The following is a 16,917-nucleotide window of genomic DNA, read 5'->3' on the forward strand; positions in this document are numbered from 1 at the left end:
CCCTAGTCCCCCTGCACCCCCTTACCCCTGTCACGCCTTCAAGGTGCCGCGCTTACGCGCGAAGATTTGATTTTGCTTAAAATTTGCCTTGGCAAATTTTAGAGCCCAGAATCCGCTTTTTCAAACAAAGCGCGCATTTTAGCAAAAGTTTGCTTTCAAAAGTTTCAAAAGAAAGGTAGAAAAATGCGCGGCAAAATGTTAAAATGCGCCAAAAGTTGCGGCACAAAGCTAATTTGCACGCATCATCAAAGTCCGCATCATCAAAGGAATTTTATGTCAGAATCCATTTCATCCGCTTCATTCACATCGCCCGCATTATCCGCGCCCTCATCCACCCTCCCAAATATCAGCAAAAAAATCCTAAACATCGTCGGCAGGACCAATGCCAAATACCGCCTCATAAACGAGGGCGATAAGATTCTGCTGGGGCTAAGTGGGGGCAAAGATTCTATGCTTTTGGCGACGATTTTGGCGTATATGCAGCGCCACGCGCCTTTTAAGTTTGAGTTCAAAGCGATCACTATCGATTATGGGCGCGGGGGCGAGTATGAGTATATCATCGAGTATTGCGCGCGGCATGGCATCCCTTATGAGCTGCTGCGCACAGATATTTATAGGATTTTGGAGGAGCACAAGCGCGAGGGGACGATTTATTGCAGCTTTTGCTCGCGTATGCGGCGCGGCACGCTTTATAGCGAGGCGCTAAAGGGCGGGTTCAACAAAGTCGCACTCGGGCATCACATGGATGATATCACAGAGAGCTTTTTTATGAACCTCGCGTATAATGGCTCTCTGCGCTCGATGCCGCCTATCTATCGCGCGGAAAATGGGCTATTTGTCATCCGCCCGATGATTTTTGTGCGCGAGCGGCAGATTATTGATTTTATCGCGAGCAATGGTATCTATATCGCGCCTGATTGCAACTGCCCGATAAACTGGCTGCCAGAGGACAAACGCCCCAAAGCGCGCGAAAACACCAAACAAATGCTAGCCACGCTAGAGGCGCAGAATCCGCTGTTTTTTAAATCGCTTCAAAATGCGTTTAAAAACATCCATGCTAATAGCTTTTGCGATGAAAAATATCTAGACAAACAGGAGTAGAGATATTTTGCCGAGAATCAAGGATATTTGCAAAGAATAAAGATATTGTAAGGTGCGCCGGAATCCAAAAAGCGGAATCTAAAAATCAGAATCCGCCTTTTGTATTTTATGATATTTTATGATTTTTCGATTCTAGTTTGGATTTATTTTGGCCAAGGCGGAATCTAGTGTGGATTTTGCTATTTCTAAGATTTTAATTTTTAGATTATATTTTTTGTTTTTGCTATTTTAGATTCTGGTGCTTTGTTATATTTTTAGATTCTGCTTTTGTGCGTTATATTTTGTAATATTTGCGCGTGGTGTTGCATTTCTGTATTTTAGAAAATTTTAGTATCTTTAGCCAAGTGGGCGCGGTTTCACATCTCGATGAAATTTTTCAGTATCTTTAGTCCTGCGGCGTGGCTTTTTTCTGGGTGAGGCTGTATGCCAAAGATATTTTCGCGCCCCACGATAGCCGGGAAGCGCTCGCCATACTCGCACATCGCCAGCACCTCATCATTCCCCGCCGCCAAATCCGCGTGAAATGAATGCACGAAATACAAATGCTCGCCATCTTTGATGCCTTTTAGTAGCGCATGCGTTTTGCCTCGCTCGCTTAGGAAGCATTGATTCCAGCCGATGTGCGGGATTCTGGGTGCGTTGGCAAAGCGCACTATCTCGCCACTTAGCAGCCCAAGCCCCTTGTGTTCGCCAAACTCATAGCTTTTCTCAAACAAAAGCTGCATGCCAAGGCAGATGCCAAGCAGCGGCTTCCCACTGCGCGCAAACTCCACGATAGCCTCATCAAACCCGCGCGCATGGATGATACCCATCACATCGCCAAAGGCGCCAACACCGGGCAAAATCAGCTTGTCATAGAGCTTTAGATTCTGCGCGTCTTTTTGCACCTCGACTTGATGCCCGATGTATGCTAGCGCATTGCGCACGCTTCCTAGATTCCCTGCGCCATAGTCGATAAGCCCTATTTTCATCTGCCGCCCTTTGCCTTGCTTATTTTGTCGTGTTTTGGTCGCTTGCTTGATATTTTCCGCGCGATTATAGGATTTTGCAGCTTATATGCTTATTTATATGCGCGTTTGCTTTCCCGCTTTAAGCAAATTTGCGCTACAATACGCGCTTTGTGATGCACCACGCCACAAAAGCGCCACAAAAGCCACAAACACCGCGTGATGTCAAACGCCGCGCGCTAGATTCTCTATAAGGATAGACATGGATTATAAAGATACGCTTTTGCTTCCGCAGACGACTTTCCCTATGCGTGGGAATCTACCCGCAAATGAGCCAAGCACCTATAAGCGCTGGAATGCTGATGCTACAAACGCCTATAATGCGATGAAAGCCGCGCGCCAAAATAGCGCAAGCGACACAAATAACGCAGGTGGCGCAGAAAGCCCAAAAAGCACAGATCGCGCAAACAGCTTCACGCTCCATGATGGACCGCCCTATGCCAATGGACACATACACATCGGGCACGCGCTCAATAAGATTCTAAAAGACATCATTGTGAAGTCTCATTATTTTGCTGGCAAAAGCGTGCGATATACGCCGGGCTGGGATTGTCATGGGCTTCCTATCGAGCAGCAAATCGAAAAAAAGCTAGGCAAAGAAAAAAAGGATTCTCTGCCAAAAGCCAAAATCCGCGAGCTATGCCGCGCGCATGCCAAAGAGTTTTTGCAAATCCAAAGCGAGGAGTTTCAAAGCCTAGGCGTCATCGGTGATTTCAAAGCGCCATATCTCACGATGGATTATGCCTTTGAGGCAAATATCTACAAGGTGCTTTGCCTTGTGGCACAAAAAGGCCTGCTGGCGGAGCGCTCTAAGCCGATTTATTGGAGCTGGGCGTGCGAGACAGCACTCGCGGATGCGGAGGTGGAGTATAAGGATAAGGTTTCAGATTCTGTATTTGTAGCGTTTGCTCTTGATGCAGAATCCAAAAAAGCGCTAAAAATCGCGCCAAACGAGCCTGCAAGCATAGTCATTTGGACGACGATGCCTTGGACGCTTCCTTCAAATGTCGCTATCGCGCTAAAGCCAAATGAAAGCTACACGCTAAGCAGTGATGGCTTCATCGTGGCTAGCGCGCTGCTTGATAAGCTAGTGGATTCTGGTGTGATAAAGGGTGCGCGGGCGCGCGAGCTGCGCTCAAATGAGCTAGAGAATCTAAAAGCGATAAATCCGCTAAACGCGCGCGAATCGCTCATCATACTAGGCGAGCATGTGGGCGTGAGTGATGGCACGGGTGCGGTGCATACAGCGCCCGGGCATGGCGAGGAGGACTACAAAGTAGGGCTGAAATACAATCTGCCTGTGATTATGCCTGTGGATGATAAGGGGCGCTTTGATGAGACTATCGTGCGCGAGGGGCTGCTGCCTAGTGAGGTGGCGAGCGAGTTTGTGGGGCAGCATATTTTCAAAGCGCAAGAGCGTATCATCGCACTTCTAGGCGATGCGCTTTTGTCGCATGTCAAAATCACGCACTCCTACCCGCACTGCTGGCGCAGTCATGAGCCTGTGATTTATCGCGCGACAAAGCAGTGGTTTATCCTTATGGATAAGCCATTTTTGGATGGCAAGACGCTACGAGAAATCGCGCTTGCTGAAATAGAGAAAATCAGATTCTACCCAGAAAATGGCAAAAATCGCATCAAAGCGATGATAGAAAATCGCCCGGATTGGTGTATTTCGCGCCAAAGGGATTGGGGCGTGCCTATCGCGTTTTTGCGCGACAAAGTAAGCAAAGAAGCGGTGCTAGCTCCTGAAGTGCTAGAATCTATCGCCGCTGCTTTTGCCAAAGAAGGCTGTGATGCGTGGTGGGAAAAAAGCATAGAAGAGCTGCTGCCTAGCTCTTGGAAGCCACGCGCGGGCGAGCTAGAGAAATGTGATAATATCCTTGATGTGTGGTTTGATAGCGGTAGCACTTGGTTTGCGGTGCTAAAAAGTGGCGTGTATGATGCGGGGCAGTATCCAGCGGATATGTATCTGGAGGGGAGCGATCAGCATAGAGGCTGGTTTCAAAGCTCTCTATTGCTAAGCTGCATAGTCGAGGGCAGAGCGCCATATAAAAGCGTGCTGACACATGGCTTTACTATGGATGAGAAGGGCGAAAAAATGAGTAAATCGCGTGGAAATGTCGTGCTTCCTCAAGAAGTTTTGCGCGATTATGGTAGCGAGATTTTGCGGCTGTGGGTGGCATTGAGCGATTATCAAAACGATCAGAAAATCTCGCCAAACATCCTAAAACAAGTAAGCGAGCAGTATAAGAAACTACGCAACACCATCCGCTTCCTCATCGCAAACACTAGCGATATGGATTCTCGCGCAATGGTTGGCAAAAATGATTTGAGTGCGATAGATAGATATATTTTGACGCGCGCGATGGAGTGCTTTGAGGCGGTGGGCGCGGAGTTTGGCGAGTATAACTTCGTGAGTGGATTTTCAATCTTGCAAAACTTCATCACCAATGAACTAAGCGGAATCTATCTAGATCTTTGCAAAGATAGCCTGTATTGCGACATCCTAGAATCCAAAGAGCGCCGCGCGCACCAAAGCGTGATGATAGTGATATTAAGCCATCTTTGCTACACGCTAGCACCTGTTTTGACTTATACTATCGAGGAGGCACTCACGCATGGCGCGCGTATCATCGATGAAAATGGCGAGTTTTTGCGTGAGGGTGCAAGTGTGTTTGATATCAAAAAGCCTAGCTGGGCGGGCTATGAGCTAGATATTAGCGATATAGATTTTGGTGCGCTGCTAGAGCTTAGGGCGGCGTTTAGCGAAGAGCTTGATAATCTCAAAAAATCTCAAGTGGTGAAATCCGGGCTAGAGCTTTGCGTGAGTGGGGATTTTGGCGGGTTTGAGGATAGCGCGAAGTGGCTAATCGTGAGTGATTATAAGCTTGGCGAAAAAGTGGCTAGCATCAAAGCTGGCGCGCAAGAGTTTGGCGTGTATAAAAGCGCTGGGTGCAAATGCCCGCGCTGCTGGCGATACATGGCAGAATCTGAAGATACCACATGCAAACGCTGCGAAGAAGCGCTAAAGGCAAATCGCCAGCAGAATCTAAATAGCTGACAGAATCTAAAAGCTGGCAGAGCCAAAAGACTAGCAGAATCTAAAAGCTAGCAAGGCTTAGATTTTAACTAGCGGAATCTGAATAGTTGGCATAGTTGGTGGGGTCTAAATCAAGCAAGGAGCTACAATGAAATCATGGAAAACATGGAAATCACGGTTTGAAAAAATAAAAAGCGCAAGTTTTGGCAAGCTGGCTTTAGCTTGCCTTTTTGCGTTAATGCTAAATCTAGATTCTAGCCTCCACGCCAACACCCACACCAACGCCTTTGCCAATACCAACGCGCTTACAGATAAATCAAAGCACCAATACCACCCAAAAAACCGCAACGCGCTAGTAAAGCTGCTAAAGGATGAAAATATCAAGCTAGACACTATCGATACGAGCAAGGTAAAGGATGTGAGCTTCTTGTTTGCAAATATAGCACCCATTAGATGCGAAAACGCAGCTGGAAAGCTTGCCAAATACAAAAAGCAGTGCAAAAACACCGCTGGCGATAGAAAAGATTTCGAGGGGTTGGAATCTTGGGATACTGGCAATGCAGAGGATATGGCATATATGTTTGCCAATGCAGAATCTTTCAACCAGCCAATAAATAGCTGGGATGTCGGCAATGTAAAGAATATGGAGTATATGTTTAGCGGGGCAAAGGTTTTTAACCAACCACTGAATGACTGGAATGTAAGCAGCGTAGAAAGCATGTATTCGATGCTTGAATGGGCAGAATCTTTCAACCAGCCGCTTGAGAAATGGGATGTGGGCAATGTAAAAGATATGGCTTGGATGTTTTTCAGGGCAAAGGCTTTCAACCAGCCACTAGAATCGTGGAATGTAAGCAATGTAAAAGATATGAAGGCGATGTTTTATGGGGCAATATCATTTAATCAGCCGCTAAATGATTGGAATGTGGGTAATGTGGAAAATATGGAGGCAATGTTTGCGGAGGCGGAATCCTTCAATCAAGCGCTAGATAAATGGAATGTGGCTAGCGTAAAAAATATGGCTTGGATGTTTGCTAATGCAAAGGCTTTCAATAAGTCGCTTGAAAAATGGAATGTGCGTAATGTGGAAGACATGAGCGCAATGTTTTATAATGCAATATCGTTTAACCAACCACTGAATGACTGGAATGTGAGTAAAGTGACAAATATGAATCAAATGTTTCGCGGGGCAAAATCGTTTAACCAGCCGCTAAATGACTGGAATGTAAGCAATGTGGTAAATATTGGTTATATGTTTCAAAATGCGACATCTTTTAATCAGCCACTAGATAGGTGGAATGTGCGCAAGGTGGTAAATGTAATGTCAATATTTAATGGCGCATCTTCTTTCAAACAGAATCTAGATGCGTGGGACATACTCTATGCAGCTTCAAAGTATATAGGCCCCGCGTTTGAAGGCTCACCACTAGAATCCAATCCGCCCAAATGGTATAAAAGATGGCGCAAAAAATGACGCTACTGCGCGATAAGCCGCGCTTGGATTCTGGCCTGAAATTTCGCCTAAGTTTTTCCCTAGATTCTGGTTTAGATTCTAGTCTAGGTTTTTGCCTAGATTTTAGTTTAGACTTTTGCCTAGATTCTGATCTGAAATTGTGTCTGAGATTTTGGTCTAGTTTTTGGCAATGTAATGCAGAGCAGAATCTTTAGCCAGAATCCAAGACGATTTTGCTACAGCTTACGTTTTTCGTCATTGCGAGGAAGCCGCAGGCTGACGAAGCAATCTATAAAATCTAGAATCCAAAAAAAGATTCTGCAAAAAACATAAATACTTTAGATTGCTTCGCGGGCAAGCCCGCTCGCAAAGCGCAGCTTCTTTTAGTAATGACGGCATGGTTTCTTTTTGGAATTTTGGTAAAACGGCTTAACTGCTTTTTTATAAATTACTAAAGAAGCCAGAATCCAGCTTTCGCATTTTTATGATTTTTAGATTCCAGAAGACAGATTTTGGATTCTAGCAAGTGCATATAACCCAAATAAATCACCAAAGCAAACCACCAAAAATCACAAAACTCCGCCGCTTATATTTACTTTACCACGCGCTTAGATTCTCGTTTTATGCGGGCTTTTGGCAACTTTTCATTAATTTTTCTCTAAAAAGCCCATTTATTTTGTCGATATACTTCTCGTGAGCGATGCTCTATCTCATTATAAAGGACATTCGATGAAGAAAAGCAAAATTCTAGGAAGCGTTGTTCTAGCTTCAGTGATTGCTACAGGAGCAAGTGCAGATGTCAAACTATTCGGGCATTTGGGTGCGCTCTATACGCATGGTCTAGGCGACCAAAAAAGCGACAAAGGTAACTCTGTAGGTGCTGCTGGCTTGACAGGGCATTTGGGCGTGGATATTGGCTTTGGCGGTGCTGGCTTTGGTGTCGGTGCTTGGGGTGGCTCACAGCTATGGGGCGCGCAAGTAGCTGGCAGAGGCTATGGCGAGTATATGTATGGCACCGATTATATCGACCTATCCGACCTATACTTCCGCTACAATAGCATGTTTGACTTCTATGTAGGGCGCTTTGATGGCAACTTCTTGAAGGCAGACTGGATTGACAACTATATCCAAGGTATAGGCTTTAGCTACAAGTTAGGGACAGAGAGCAATATTTGGGCGACTTGGGCGAATGACTACACTACATTTGGCGTAATGCCCGGTCGTATAGCCTCCGAGCTACAAAACTACCGCCGATTCCCATCAAGCTTCAATGGCTTTGGCGTAGGCGATAGAGATATGTTTGGAATCGGGCTAAACTATCACACTGGGTTGTTTGATGTAGATCCATTCTTGCATTATTGGCTTAGCGCGCCGGGCTGGTATAATGACAATGTGCTTCAAGCCGGCGTAAAAGGTGCGCTAAAACTTGGCAATGGCGGATTCAAATCCATAAGCACCGCGCGCTTTATGTGGCAAAACGCTACCAACTCCAACACCTATCTAGTATGGCTAGACCAAGAATTCCGCTTGGCAAATATATTTAAAGTGGGTGCTGGGTGGTATATGACAGGAGATGGCGGGATCGCTAGAATGACTGACCACGCTCGATTCTATGGACGCTACACCATCCCACAAGGTGGCGGATACTTTGGAAATAATCAAAACACATGGTATGTGTTTGGTGGGGCAGATCATGGCAGATTCAAGCTTGATGTGCTCTATGCTGGCGGCGACTACCAAGAGTTCTCGGCAGTAGGCTCTGTGCGCGTATTTGATGCATCTCTTGCTATCATGAGAGATGGACTTGGCTTGGATGTGGGTGCTGGCTATGTGAATAATGGCTTCAGCAACAGCTTCAGACAAGACGCGCTAATCGCTTTTGCAAAGCTGATATTCTAAGGCTTGCGAAGACTTAATACCCAAAGGGCAAAAAGCCCTTTGGCACTTCCATTCCTCTATCTATTCATCCTCGAAAGCTTGATGCTTAAGCGCCACCGGGGATTCTTATAGTTTTTATGCTTTTTTATTTTTATGATTACAAATTCTAACACTTTAAATATGCAAAATATATCCTAAAATAGCAAGCGCCTGTCACAAAAATGCGTAAAAGTTTCGCCTGTATTTATTTTTTGTTGATTTTTTTATGCAAACTCTCGCAAATTCTGCTATTCTTAAAAAGTCGTCCGACAACAAATCCAAAAACTCCAAGGGGGCATTATGAAAAAGTCTATGATCACTCTATCGTTGGCGCTATCTGTCGCGCTAGCAGACACCGCTACCACAGCTACCACTGCCGCGCAAGAAAGCCAAGAAGCCAAAGCCGCTCCAATCGCTACTGCGCAAGCCGAGCCAAGCACTAGCGCGCTAGAAAAAATCGCTTCTAGCAAATTCGTGCAGGCACTTGCTGGCTCAAAAGTGAGCGGTTTTGCGTTTGGGCGCTATCGCGTAGCAGGCGGCAGGGACGCCAAAGGTGACACTTACCAATGGCGCGCTATTGCCAACATAGAATCCGGGCGCTACCATGGCTGGGCGCTAGGCTCTGGCATCATCTTCACCACCGGTGCGATCGCTGCTGATGCCAAAAGCTCTGAATTTTCTGGCGGCGTATTTGGCTCTCGCGCTGGTCGCCTAAACACAAGCAATGACGCGTTTGGTATCAATAGCGTATATATCAGCAAAGAAATGGGCTCTTCTGACAAGACTTATTTCAAAGGTGATATAGGTATGCTTCGCATGGATTCTATATTTATGGATAGCAACCTAGATAGAGGTATCGGGCTAGTGCTAAAACTAAAATCTGGCGGACTCACATACGCACTAAGCGGATACGATCAATGGATCACTGATGCATTGGTGCTAAACTTCGCTGGACGAGGATTGGGAATCCAAAGCACTTCTGCTGGCACAGAGATTGGCAACAACCTCTTTATCTTTGAAGTCAAAGGCGATGCTGCAAAGTTTGGCGGTGTAGGCTTTGATATAGCGTATGCGTATGCAGATAAGCTATTTAACTACGATGTATTCGCACAAGCTAGCTATGGTGTGGCTGGATTTAGCGCCAAAGCACAAGTGGCAGCAGCTGGACTTGCTGATGATGCACATATAATCGCAAATGGCAATACTTTGCCTGCAGCCGGCACAAACGGCGCTCAACGCACAAACCTTAGAAACTTTTTTGCCAATCAAGGGCAATACATGGCAAAACATCGCGGTGTCTATAACATCGTGCTAGCTTACAAGGGCGAAGTGGGCGAAAAACATGGATTCTCCGGAAAGCTCGGATATCTAGGCAGCTGGGGGCAAGGCTATGGCGTGGGATTCAAGGCAAATGCAGGGCTTGATTTCGCTGGCAAATCATGGTTTAATGGCCTAACCACCACCAAGGAAGGCTTCGGACTCTTCGGCTCTGGCGCAACAAAAGGCTCTAGCATCTCTGTAGCATACCTAGGACTCACCTATGAATACGAAAAAAAATATGGCGTAGGGCTTGATATAGCGTATGTGGGGGGCAACAACTATATGCCAATACTTAGCCGCTCTAGCTTGACAAGTGCCGCAGGCACAGGGATGACAAGTGTGCGCAGCCAAGATTTGCTAGAAATCACTCCTAGCATAAGCTACAAGCCATTGGAGCATCTATCGCTTAGCGCATTCTACTCAATCTTTGCACTAGATGCGCAATGGCAATATGTGGGCTTCGAAGGGAATTATAAGTTTTAAGGGGCTTTGAGGGGGGCGTGAAGGAGGGGTTAAGCCTTGCGGAGGGGGATTTTAGCGATTTGAAACTTTGCAAAAATACTGGCCCTTATCTAGAATCTAGTTTTGACTTAGACTCTAGATGTTTTGAGATATTTGTAAATGCTTGCAATATGCCACTTCTATTAGTCTAACATTTGCAACATACCTATAATTTCACTTTGCCAAAGCTGGCGATATATGCCACTAGTCGCACGAGATTTTGCCAACGAAATGCATAGCGCATAGATAACACAACACTTCTGATATAGGTAGATGGGCACGATTTTTTACTAAACCCAAAATCGCGTAGCATGAGCATACTCTCACACAACTCAAATTCATCATGAGGCCTGCTTTCTATGATAAGTGTCGAAGCGATTTTGCGCCGATATGCTTCTATGATGTCAATCTGTGCTTGATATATGTCTTTTAGCCGCTGTGTGATTTCTAGCAGATAGCACATATTGGCGCGCTTTTTATGCAGGTTTGCCACCGATTTGTCTTTGGTTATCGAGATTGGATTATCGCAATAATAATACAATATGTCATTTATGCCATAATAACTATGTGCTTCAAAGCTCGCCACCAACACCAAAAGCCCATCTTCCAGCATAAGAAGTGGAGAATCCATGAAGGCTAGACTTTCTAGCGATTTTTGTAAAATTGGCGTGCGGATGATTTTGTCCCATAATCCTTGCATGTTGTTTTTGGCGCTAAGAAATAGACGCATCTCTTTGTCGCGCAAAAATCCACTATGCACCACAGGGCGAATGCGCCTAATGGTCTTTGGATGGCAATTTATCCCAAACTGCACCATATCAACATTATGCGTTTTTATTGCATTGTAGGCAATTTCACAAGCATTTGGAGCAAAAAAATCATCCGGATCTGCAAACATACAATAAGGCGCTCTAGCTTGACTAATCCCAGCAGCACGCACATGGAATGTGCCTAGATTTTGCGCGTTATGAATAATGCGGATTCTTGGATCTTTGTCCGCAAAACCCTGCGCGATTTGCAAAGAATCATCACTTCCGCAATCATCAACGATAAGAATTTCAATATCACTAAAAGTTTGATTTATGCAAGATTCTAGACATCTTGCAATATATTGCTCGACATTATAAACGGGGATGATAATGGATATCAGAGGGTGATTTTGGCTTGTGTTATTTTGCATTATACGCGCTTTGTATTTTTAGGCTAATGCTTTTTGGCAAAAGCGACTTTATGGTATATTTTGCAAGCATGGTGGCATATTTTGGGATAAATTGCGCAAAAAATGCGCGGTTATATTTCTGCCCTATCGCAAGCTCTTCTTTGAAAAACTGCCAATTGGGCTTAGAAGACACGCCATTTGCATCATAAATAGCTATGACTTGCCCGCTATCCCAAAACCGAGCGCCATCATTGTAAATTTTTGTAAAAAAATCATTATCTGCGCATATTTTAAATGAGGTATCAAACTTATAGCGCTTCAAATAAGCCGTGCGCGCAAACACACCCTGATGACAAAAAGACATGCGATATTTGGGGTTGGTTTTTGCGTTTGGGATTTTGCTGTGATTATCATCAAGCTGAAAGATAGTATCGCCATATATAGCTGCAAAATCACCATTATCGCGCAATTTATACGCGCTAAAAAGCTGCTCTATGCTTTGGGGTGTGTAGAATCTATCCCCGCAATTCATAAAATTACACCACTGTCCGCTGGCAAGATCGATGCCTTTATTCATCGCATCATAGATTCCGCTATCTTTTTGGCTTAGAAATTTAAAAGTAAAATGCGGATTGTCCTTGTGCGTGCCTTGCAGATAAAAGCTAGGAGTGTCGTATTTGATGCTAAAAGGCGCTGGCTCGCCCAAAATCGCAGAATCTAGACTCGCGAGATTCTCCAATTCCTCTTTGCTAAAATCATCAATCCTCGAAACGCTCGATTCTAGCGGGTATTCCCCCACCAAAAGGCTAGAATCTAGCGTGATTTCTCGCAGGACAGATTCTATGGCCTCGCGCGTGCCATCCGTGCTTGCACCATCGATGAGGATGTATTCGATGTGCGGATAGCTCTGGCGCATCACGGAATCCATCGTCGCTCTGATATGCGCGACATCATTATAGACAATCGTTATGACGCTGATTTTTGGCTGATTCATCCTGCCCTTTGCCTTTGTAGATCGCTCAATATTGCCGCCAAAACAGCTACTCATGCTTAAAATAAATTTTCGCGTAGAATCCTAGCAAAATCTAGCTTAAAATGCCAAATCCACCTAGAATCTACACCAAAATTCACTCATGCTATCTAGCCATGCCTTACACCAGCCGCCAAAATCTACCTGCGCAAAATCTACCTGCGCTCTTTAAACGCCCAAAGCTTGCTAATCGCATAGCCGCTTATCGTGTAAAACACCGCCGCGATGATTTGCGAGACATATTCATTGATGCCAAGCACGCGATAGCAAAGCATCAGCACGCCAAGATTCACAAGATACGCCGCGCCCATCGCCACGCCAAATCGGACAAAATCCTCTTTGTGCGAGTTTTGCGATTTGAAGGTGAATTTTTTGTTTAGCACATAGGAATTTGCGACACCTATGACATAGCCTATCACATTGGCGACCTCTGGAATCGCGCCAAACCACATAAGCGCGCCGATAATCGCCCAGCACAAAATCGTGTTGATACCGCCGACTATGGCGTATTTCATCGCGGAGTTTTGCAGAATCTTTTGGATTCTAGGGTTTTGTAGTAGAGATTTTAGTTGTTGCATTGTTTGTCCTTAATAAAGAAATATCATTTTTGTATTTTTTGTATGATTTTTTAGTCTTGCTACTTTTTCGCGTCGCCTATATCGATGACTTGCGTTTGCACTTCGTGGATGATTTTCTTTTTGTCCCATTGGCGGTTTTTGTAGGTTTGGTTGGTGGCGCGCGCTTCGTTGCCGCTTTCTTGTGGGATCGCTTCGCTTTGTATCATATTTTTTGATGATTTTTTGGCGGTTTTGTCAAACACGCTTTTTTTGGAATCTTTGGCGGCTTCTTTTGTGCTTTCTTTGGTTTTGGCAGCTTTTTTGTTATCTGCTGGCGCGCTTGATATTTGGCGCTCGTAGCTTTCTTGTGTGTTTTGCGCTTGGTTTGCGCTTTTGGCGGGAGCTGATGCGCTTTGATTTAGCGCGCTTGGATTCTGTGCTGGCGTGGTTTGTGCGCCTGCGCTGTTTGCCGAGTTAGACTTGGCAGGATTAGATTTGGCGGGGCTAGATTCTGCTTTAGATTCTGCGCTAGTTTGCGCGGGCGCTTGGTTTGGCGTTTGGCTTGTGGTTTGGAAATCTTTGGGGTATTTATGTATCACTTGTTTTATGATGTTGCCATTTTTTAGCACCATGTAGCCCACTATTTTGTTGCGCTTATAGTTGATGATATCCACTCGCTCTTCTTGTGGCGCTGCGCTTTTTGTCGCGGGGCTAGATTCTGCAGAATCCGCGCTGTTTTCTAGCGCAGAATCCACCATCGCAGCTAGCTTCATGGCTTCATCATGGCGCGCAGATTCTGCATTGGCGCTCATACAAAACGCGCCAGCAAGCGCGCCAAACATCACGCCACGCAGTCCCAAGCTCACCAAAACTCGCACAATTTCACTATATAAAACTCCGCGCATAAATATCCTTTAAACAAAATATAAGCTATTATATAATAAAACGCGTAAATCTAGCACAACCAAAAACAAGGAGCACACATGAATCCACATATCAAACCCACCAGCACCGACAAAGCGCCAGAAGCCATAGGCCCATACTCGCAAGCCTTAAGTGTAGCAAACCTAGTATTTACATCCGGCGCGATAGCATTGAGACCCGATGGCAGCTTTGTCGAAGGCGATATAAAAGCGCAAAGCGCGCAAGTCATGCAGAATCTAAAAGCCATCCTAGAAGCCAGCGACTCTGATATGCAAAGCGTGATAAAAACCACTTGCTTTTTGGCAAATATGGATGATTTTGCCGCGTTTAACGAAGTTTATGCCGATGCGTTTGAAGGGCATAAACCAGCGCGAAGCACTATCGCGGTAAAGACTCTTCCCAAAAACGCGCTAGTAGAAGTAGAAGCGATAGCGGTGAAAAAGCCGCGCTAGATGCCAAATCTTGCCAAATATTAAGAAATAGCGGCATGCGCCTTAATAATTGCTTCAAGCAAATATCGCCAAACACCAAGCAATTTAAGTAAAATACAAACTTTTTTTGCTATAATCGTAGCTTTGTTTTACCATATCCACTAGGCTTAAAATTACGCATTTAGCGTCATTTGGCTTGGATAATATTTTATGCAAGGAATCACAATGTATGCAATCATAAAGAATGGAGGCAAGCAATACAAGGTAAGCGAAGGGAGCATTTTGCTTCTTGATAAGCTAAGCCTTGAGCCAAAGTCAAAGCTTGATTTGCCCGAAGTCCTAGCACTACACAATGGAAAAGAGCTCATCGTGGGCTCGCCTTTTGTAAGCGGTGCGAAGGTAGAAGCAGAAGTCATCAATGAAGGCAGGGGCAAGAAAGTAGTCATTTTCAAAAAGCGCCGCAGAAAAGACAGCAAAACAAAGCGCGGGTTTAGACGAGATTTTACACGCGTAAAAGTTTTGAAAATAGTCGCGTAAGCGCGCTATAATCTAGAATCTAAAATCCTTAAAGGAGAAGTCATGGCACACAAGAAGGGTCAGGGAAGCACACAGAATAACCGCGATTCAGCGGGTCGCAGACTAGGCGTGAAAAAGTTTGGCTCACAATTCGTGCGCGCAGGCAACATCATCATCCGCCAGCGAGGCACAAAAGTGCATGTGGGCGAGAATGTAGGCATGGGTAAAGATCACACGATTTACGCGCTTATCGATGGCGTGGTGAAATTCACCCAAAAAACCAAAGACAGAAAAAAAGTCTCTGTCATCCCTCTTACCAACGCTTCTTAAGCTTCTTTTGAAGTCTTTGATAGCCGCGTTTGCCAAAGATTTGGGCTTTGCAGAATCTATGAGAAGCCCAAAAAGCGCGATGATTAGCCATGTTTGTAGATAGTGCAGATATTTTCATAAGCTCTGGCAATGGCGGAGCTGGCGCGGTGAGCTTTCGCCGAGAAAAGTTTGTCATACAAGGCGGTCCTGATGGCGGCGATGGCGGGCGCGGCGGCGATGTGATACTAAAAGTTGATCCAAACGCCGATACACTCTCTAAATTTCGCGGTAGCAAGTATCACAAAGCCCAAAATGGCAAGCCCGGAAAAGCACGCCGATGCAGTGGCAAAAGCGGCGCAGATCTTATCGTCCCGCTGCCGCTTGGCACGCAAGTGATAGATTTTGATAGTGGCGAGATTCTGGCCGATCTCAACGAGATGGGCGCGCAAGTCAAAATCCTGCAAGGCGGCAAAGGCGGGCTTGGCAACGCGCATTTCAAAAACGCTACCAACCAAGCTCCAACATACGCGCAAAAAGGCATAAGCGGGCAGAGCCTACATGTGCGACTAGAGCTAAAACTCATCGCTGATGTGGGGCTTGTGGGCTATCCAAATGTGGGAAAATCTAGCCTCATCTCGACCATCTCAAACGCAAAGCCCGAAGTAGCAAACTATGAATTCACCACGATTACACCCCATCTAGGCGTGGTGGAAGTGGATGATTTGCATTCATTTGTCATGGCGGATATCCCGGGCATCATCGATGGCGCGAGTGAGGGCAAGGGCTTGGGACTAGAGTTTTTGAAGCATATCGAGCGCACGAAGTTTTTGCTATTTGTGCTAGATTCTACGCGCCAAGACTTCCCGCCCACCGAGCAATACACGCATTTACGCCGCGAGCTAAAACACTTCAACCAAACGCTTGCAAGTCGCCCTTTTGGCATTGCTATCAGCAAGATCGACGCGCTGGATGATGCAAGCAGTATCGAGTCGATGCTAGATGATATGCGCGCGTATTTTGACGCAGAGAGAAAACTTGCTGACAAAAATGTAGAGCCAGAATCTAACATAGATTTTATGAGCGCAAATTTTACAGAGGATCACAAAGCGGATTCTAGCGCAGAATCCAGCCTGCAAACACAAGACGCAAAAAGCGCAACTACCGACAGCACACATGATTCGCCCACAAACACTACTCCAGCAAACGTCACCCCAACAAGCACTACTCGGGCAAACACCACCCCAGCCTTTATCCTAGACATATCATCTATCGCACACATCCACACCAATAAGCTAAAATTCTCCATCCTCCAAGCCTTGCAAAATACACCAAAGCACCACAGCTAGCTATTAGCTAGATTCTGCAATTTTTATCACAGAATCTAAAAAACAAAAACCCACAAAATTTTACTCATACCACACCAAAACCAACAACGCAAGACTCCCTCTTTACTCGCGCCCTGCAAGAAAAGCAAGCACAAATCAAAGAAGCAGAGCAAAGACTAAAGAAAGATATAAAAGCACTGCTAGATACCACTGATAAAAATGGCGCTAATGCTATGCTAGAAACAATGCCTAGTGTGTATAAAGACACGCTAGGGGAATTGCTGGGTGCGAGTTTGGCTAGATTTGTGCGCCTTGAGAATCCTG

At 45.5% G+C, this 16,917-nt stretch carries 15 protein-coding genes; 10 read left to right on the plus strand and 5 right to left on the minus strand.

The features are described 5' to 3' along the window. Positions 1-273: 273 nt before the first annotated feature. On the plus strand, positions 274-1,101 hold the full coding sequence (locus tag BKN38_RS08745; protein WP_082942601.1) for an ATP-binding protein: 828 nt from the start codon (positions 274-276) through the stop codon (positions 1,099-1,101). A gap of 356 nt (positions 1,102-1,457) precedes the next feature. Here BKN38_RS08745 and hisH read toward each other — a convergent pair whose 3' ends face one another. Continuing rightward, positions 1,458-2,072, minus strand: coding sequence for an imidazole glycerol phosphate synthase subunit HisH (gene hisH, locus BKN38_RS08750; RefSeq protein ID WP_066456740.1), 615 nt, complete (start codon positions 2,070-2,072; stop codon positions 1,458-1,460). A gap of 238 nt (positions 2,073-2,310) precedes the next feature. Between hisH and ileS the strand changes: the two genes are divergently transcribed. The 5 genes from ileS (at position 2,311) to BKN38_RS08775 (ending at position 10,324) form a co-directional block, all read left to right on the plus strand. Beyond that, on the plus strand, positions 2,311-5,172 hold the full coding sequence (gene ileS, locus BKN38_RS08755) for an isoleucine--tRNA ligase (protein WP_066456742.1): 2,862 nt from the start codon (positions 2,311-2,313) through the stop codon (positions 5,170-5,172). Between the two features lie 127 nt (positions 5,173-5,299). Continuing rightward, complete coding sequence (locus tag BKN38_RS08760) at positions 5,300-6,625, plus strand: BspA family leucine-rich repeat surface protein (protein WP_066456743.1); 1,326 nt, start codon at positions 5,300-5,302, stop codon at positions 6,623-6,625. Then, a complete protein-coding gene (locus BKN38_RS08765; protein WP_066456746.1) occupies positions 6,622-6,819 on the plus strand; it encodes a hypothetical protein in 198 nt (65 codons plus the stop codon). Before BKN38_RS08760 ends, BKN38_RS08765 begins: the two co-directional genes overlap by 4 nt. A 514-nt stretch (positions 6,820-7,333) precedes the next feature. Beyond that, positions 7,334-8,503, plus strand: coding sequence for a hypothetical protein (locus BKN38_RS08770; RefSeq protein WP_066456749.1), 1,170 nt, complete (start codon positions 7,334-7,336; stop codon positions 8,501-8,503). Positions 8,504-8,821: 318 nt separating this feature from the next. Then, positions 8,822-10,324, plus strand: a complete 1,503-nt coding sequence (locus BKN38_RS08775) for a hypothetical protein (RefSeq protein ID WP_066456752.1) — start codon at positions 8,822-8,824, stop codon at positions 10,322-10,324. A 184-nt stretch (positions 10,325-10,508) separates the two neighbouring features. Here BKN38_RS08775 and BKN38_RS08780 read toward each other — a convergent pair whose 3' ends face one another. From BKN38_RS08780 to BKN38_RS08795, 4 genes are all read right to left on the minus strand, one after another. Further along, positions 10,509-11,522, minus strand: coding sequence for a glycosyltransferase family 2 protein (locus BKN38_RS08780; protein WP_066456755.1), 1,014 nt, complete (start codon positions 11,520-11,522; stop codon positions 10,509-10,511). Beyond that, positions 11,512-12,495 (minus strand): glycosyltransferase, encoded by a 984-nt coding sequence (locus tag BKN38_RS12085; protein ID WP_233712972.1) that lies wholly within the window; start codon positions 12,493-12,495, stop codon positions 11,512-11,514. Before BKN38_RS12085 ends, BKN38_RS08780 begins: the two co-directional genes overlap by 11 nt. 191 nt (positions 12,496-12,686) lie before the next feature. Then, the gene (locus BKN38_RS08790) at positions 12,687-13,109 is read right to left on the minus strand and encodes a GtrA family protein (protein WP_066456760.1); all 423 of its coding nucleotides are present in this window, start codon (positions 13,107-13,109) and stop codon (positions 12,687-12,689) included. Between the two features lie 59 nt (positions 13,110-13,168). Further along, on the minus strand, positions 13,169-13,993 hold the full coding sequence (locus BKN38_RS08795) for a hypothetical protein (RefSeq protein ID WP_066456768.1): 825 nt from the start codon (positions 13,991-13,993) through the stop codon (positions 13,169-13,171). Between the two features lie 78 nt (positions 13,994-14,071). Between BKN38_RS08795 and BKN38_RS08800 the strand changes: the two genes are divergently transcribed. From BKN38_RS08800 to obgE, 4 genes are all read left to right on the plus strand, one after another. Next, on the plus strand, positions 14,072-14,464 hold the full coding sequence (locus BKN38_RS08800) for a RidA family protein (protein WP_066456771.1): 393 nt from the start codon (positions 14,072-14,074) through the stop codon (positions 14,462-14,464). Between the two features lie 204 nt (positions 14,465-14,668). Then, positions 14,669-14,980, plus strand: coding sequence for a 50S ribosomal protein L21 (gene rplU, locus BKN38_RS08805; RefSeq protein WP_066456773.1), 312 nt, complete (start codon positions 14,669-14,671; stop codon positions 14,978-14,980). Between the two features lie 42 nt (positions 14,981-15,022). Next, positions 15,023-15,289, plus strand: a complete 267-nt coding sequence (gene rpmA, locus BKN38_RS08810) for a 50S ribosomal protein L27 (RefSeq protein WP_066456775.1) — start codon at positions 15,023-15,025, stop codon at positions 15,287-15,289. 89 nt (positions 15,290-15,378) lie between these two features. Further along, positions 15,379-16,614 carry a GTPase ObgE gene (gene obgE / locus BKN38_RS08815; RefSeq protein WP_066456777.1) on the plus strand — a complete coding sequence of 412 codons (1,236 nt, stop codon included), beginning with the start codon at positions 15,379-15,381 and terminating at the stop codon, positions 16,612-16,614. Positions 16,615-16,917: the final 303 nt, after the last annotated feature.

This window comes from Helicobacter sp. CLO-3 (genome assembly GCF_001854545.1).
Lineage (GTDB): Bacteria > Campylobacterota > Campylobacteria > Campylobacterales > Helicobacteraceae > Helicobacter_B.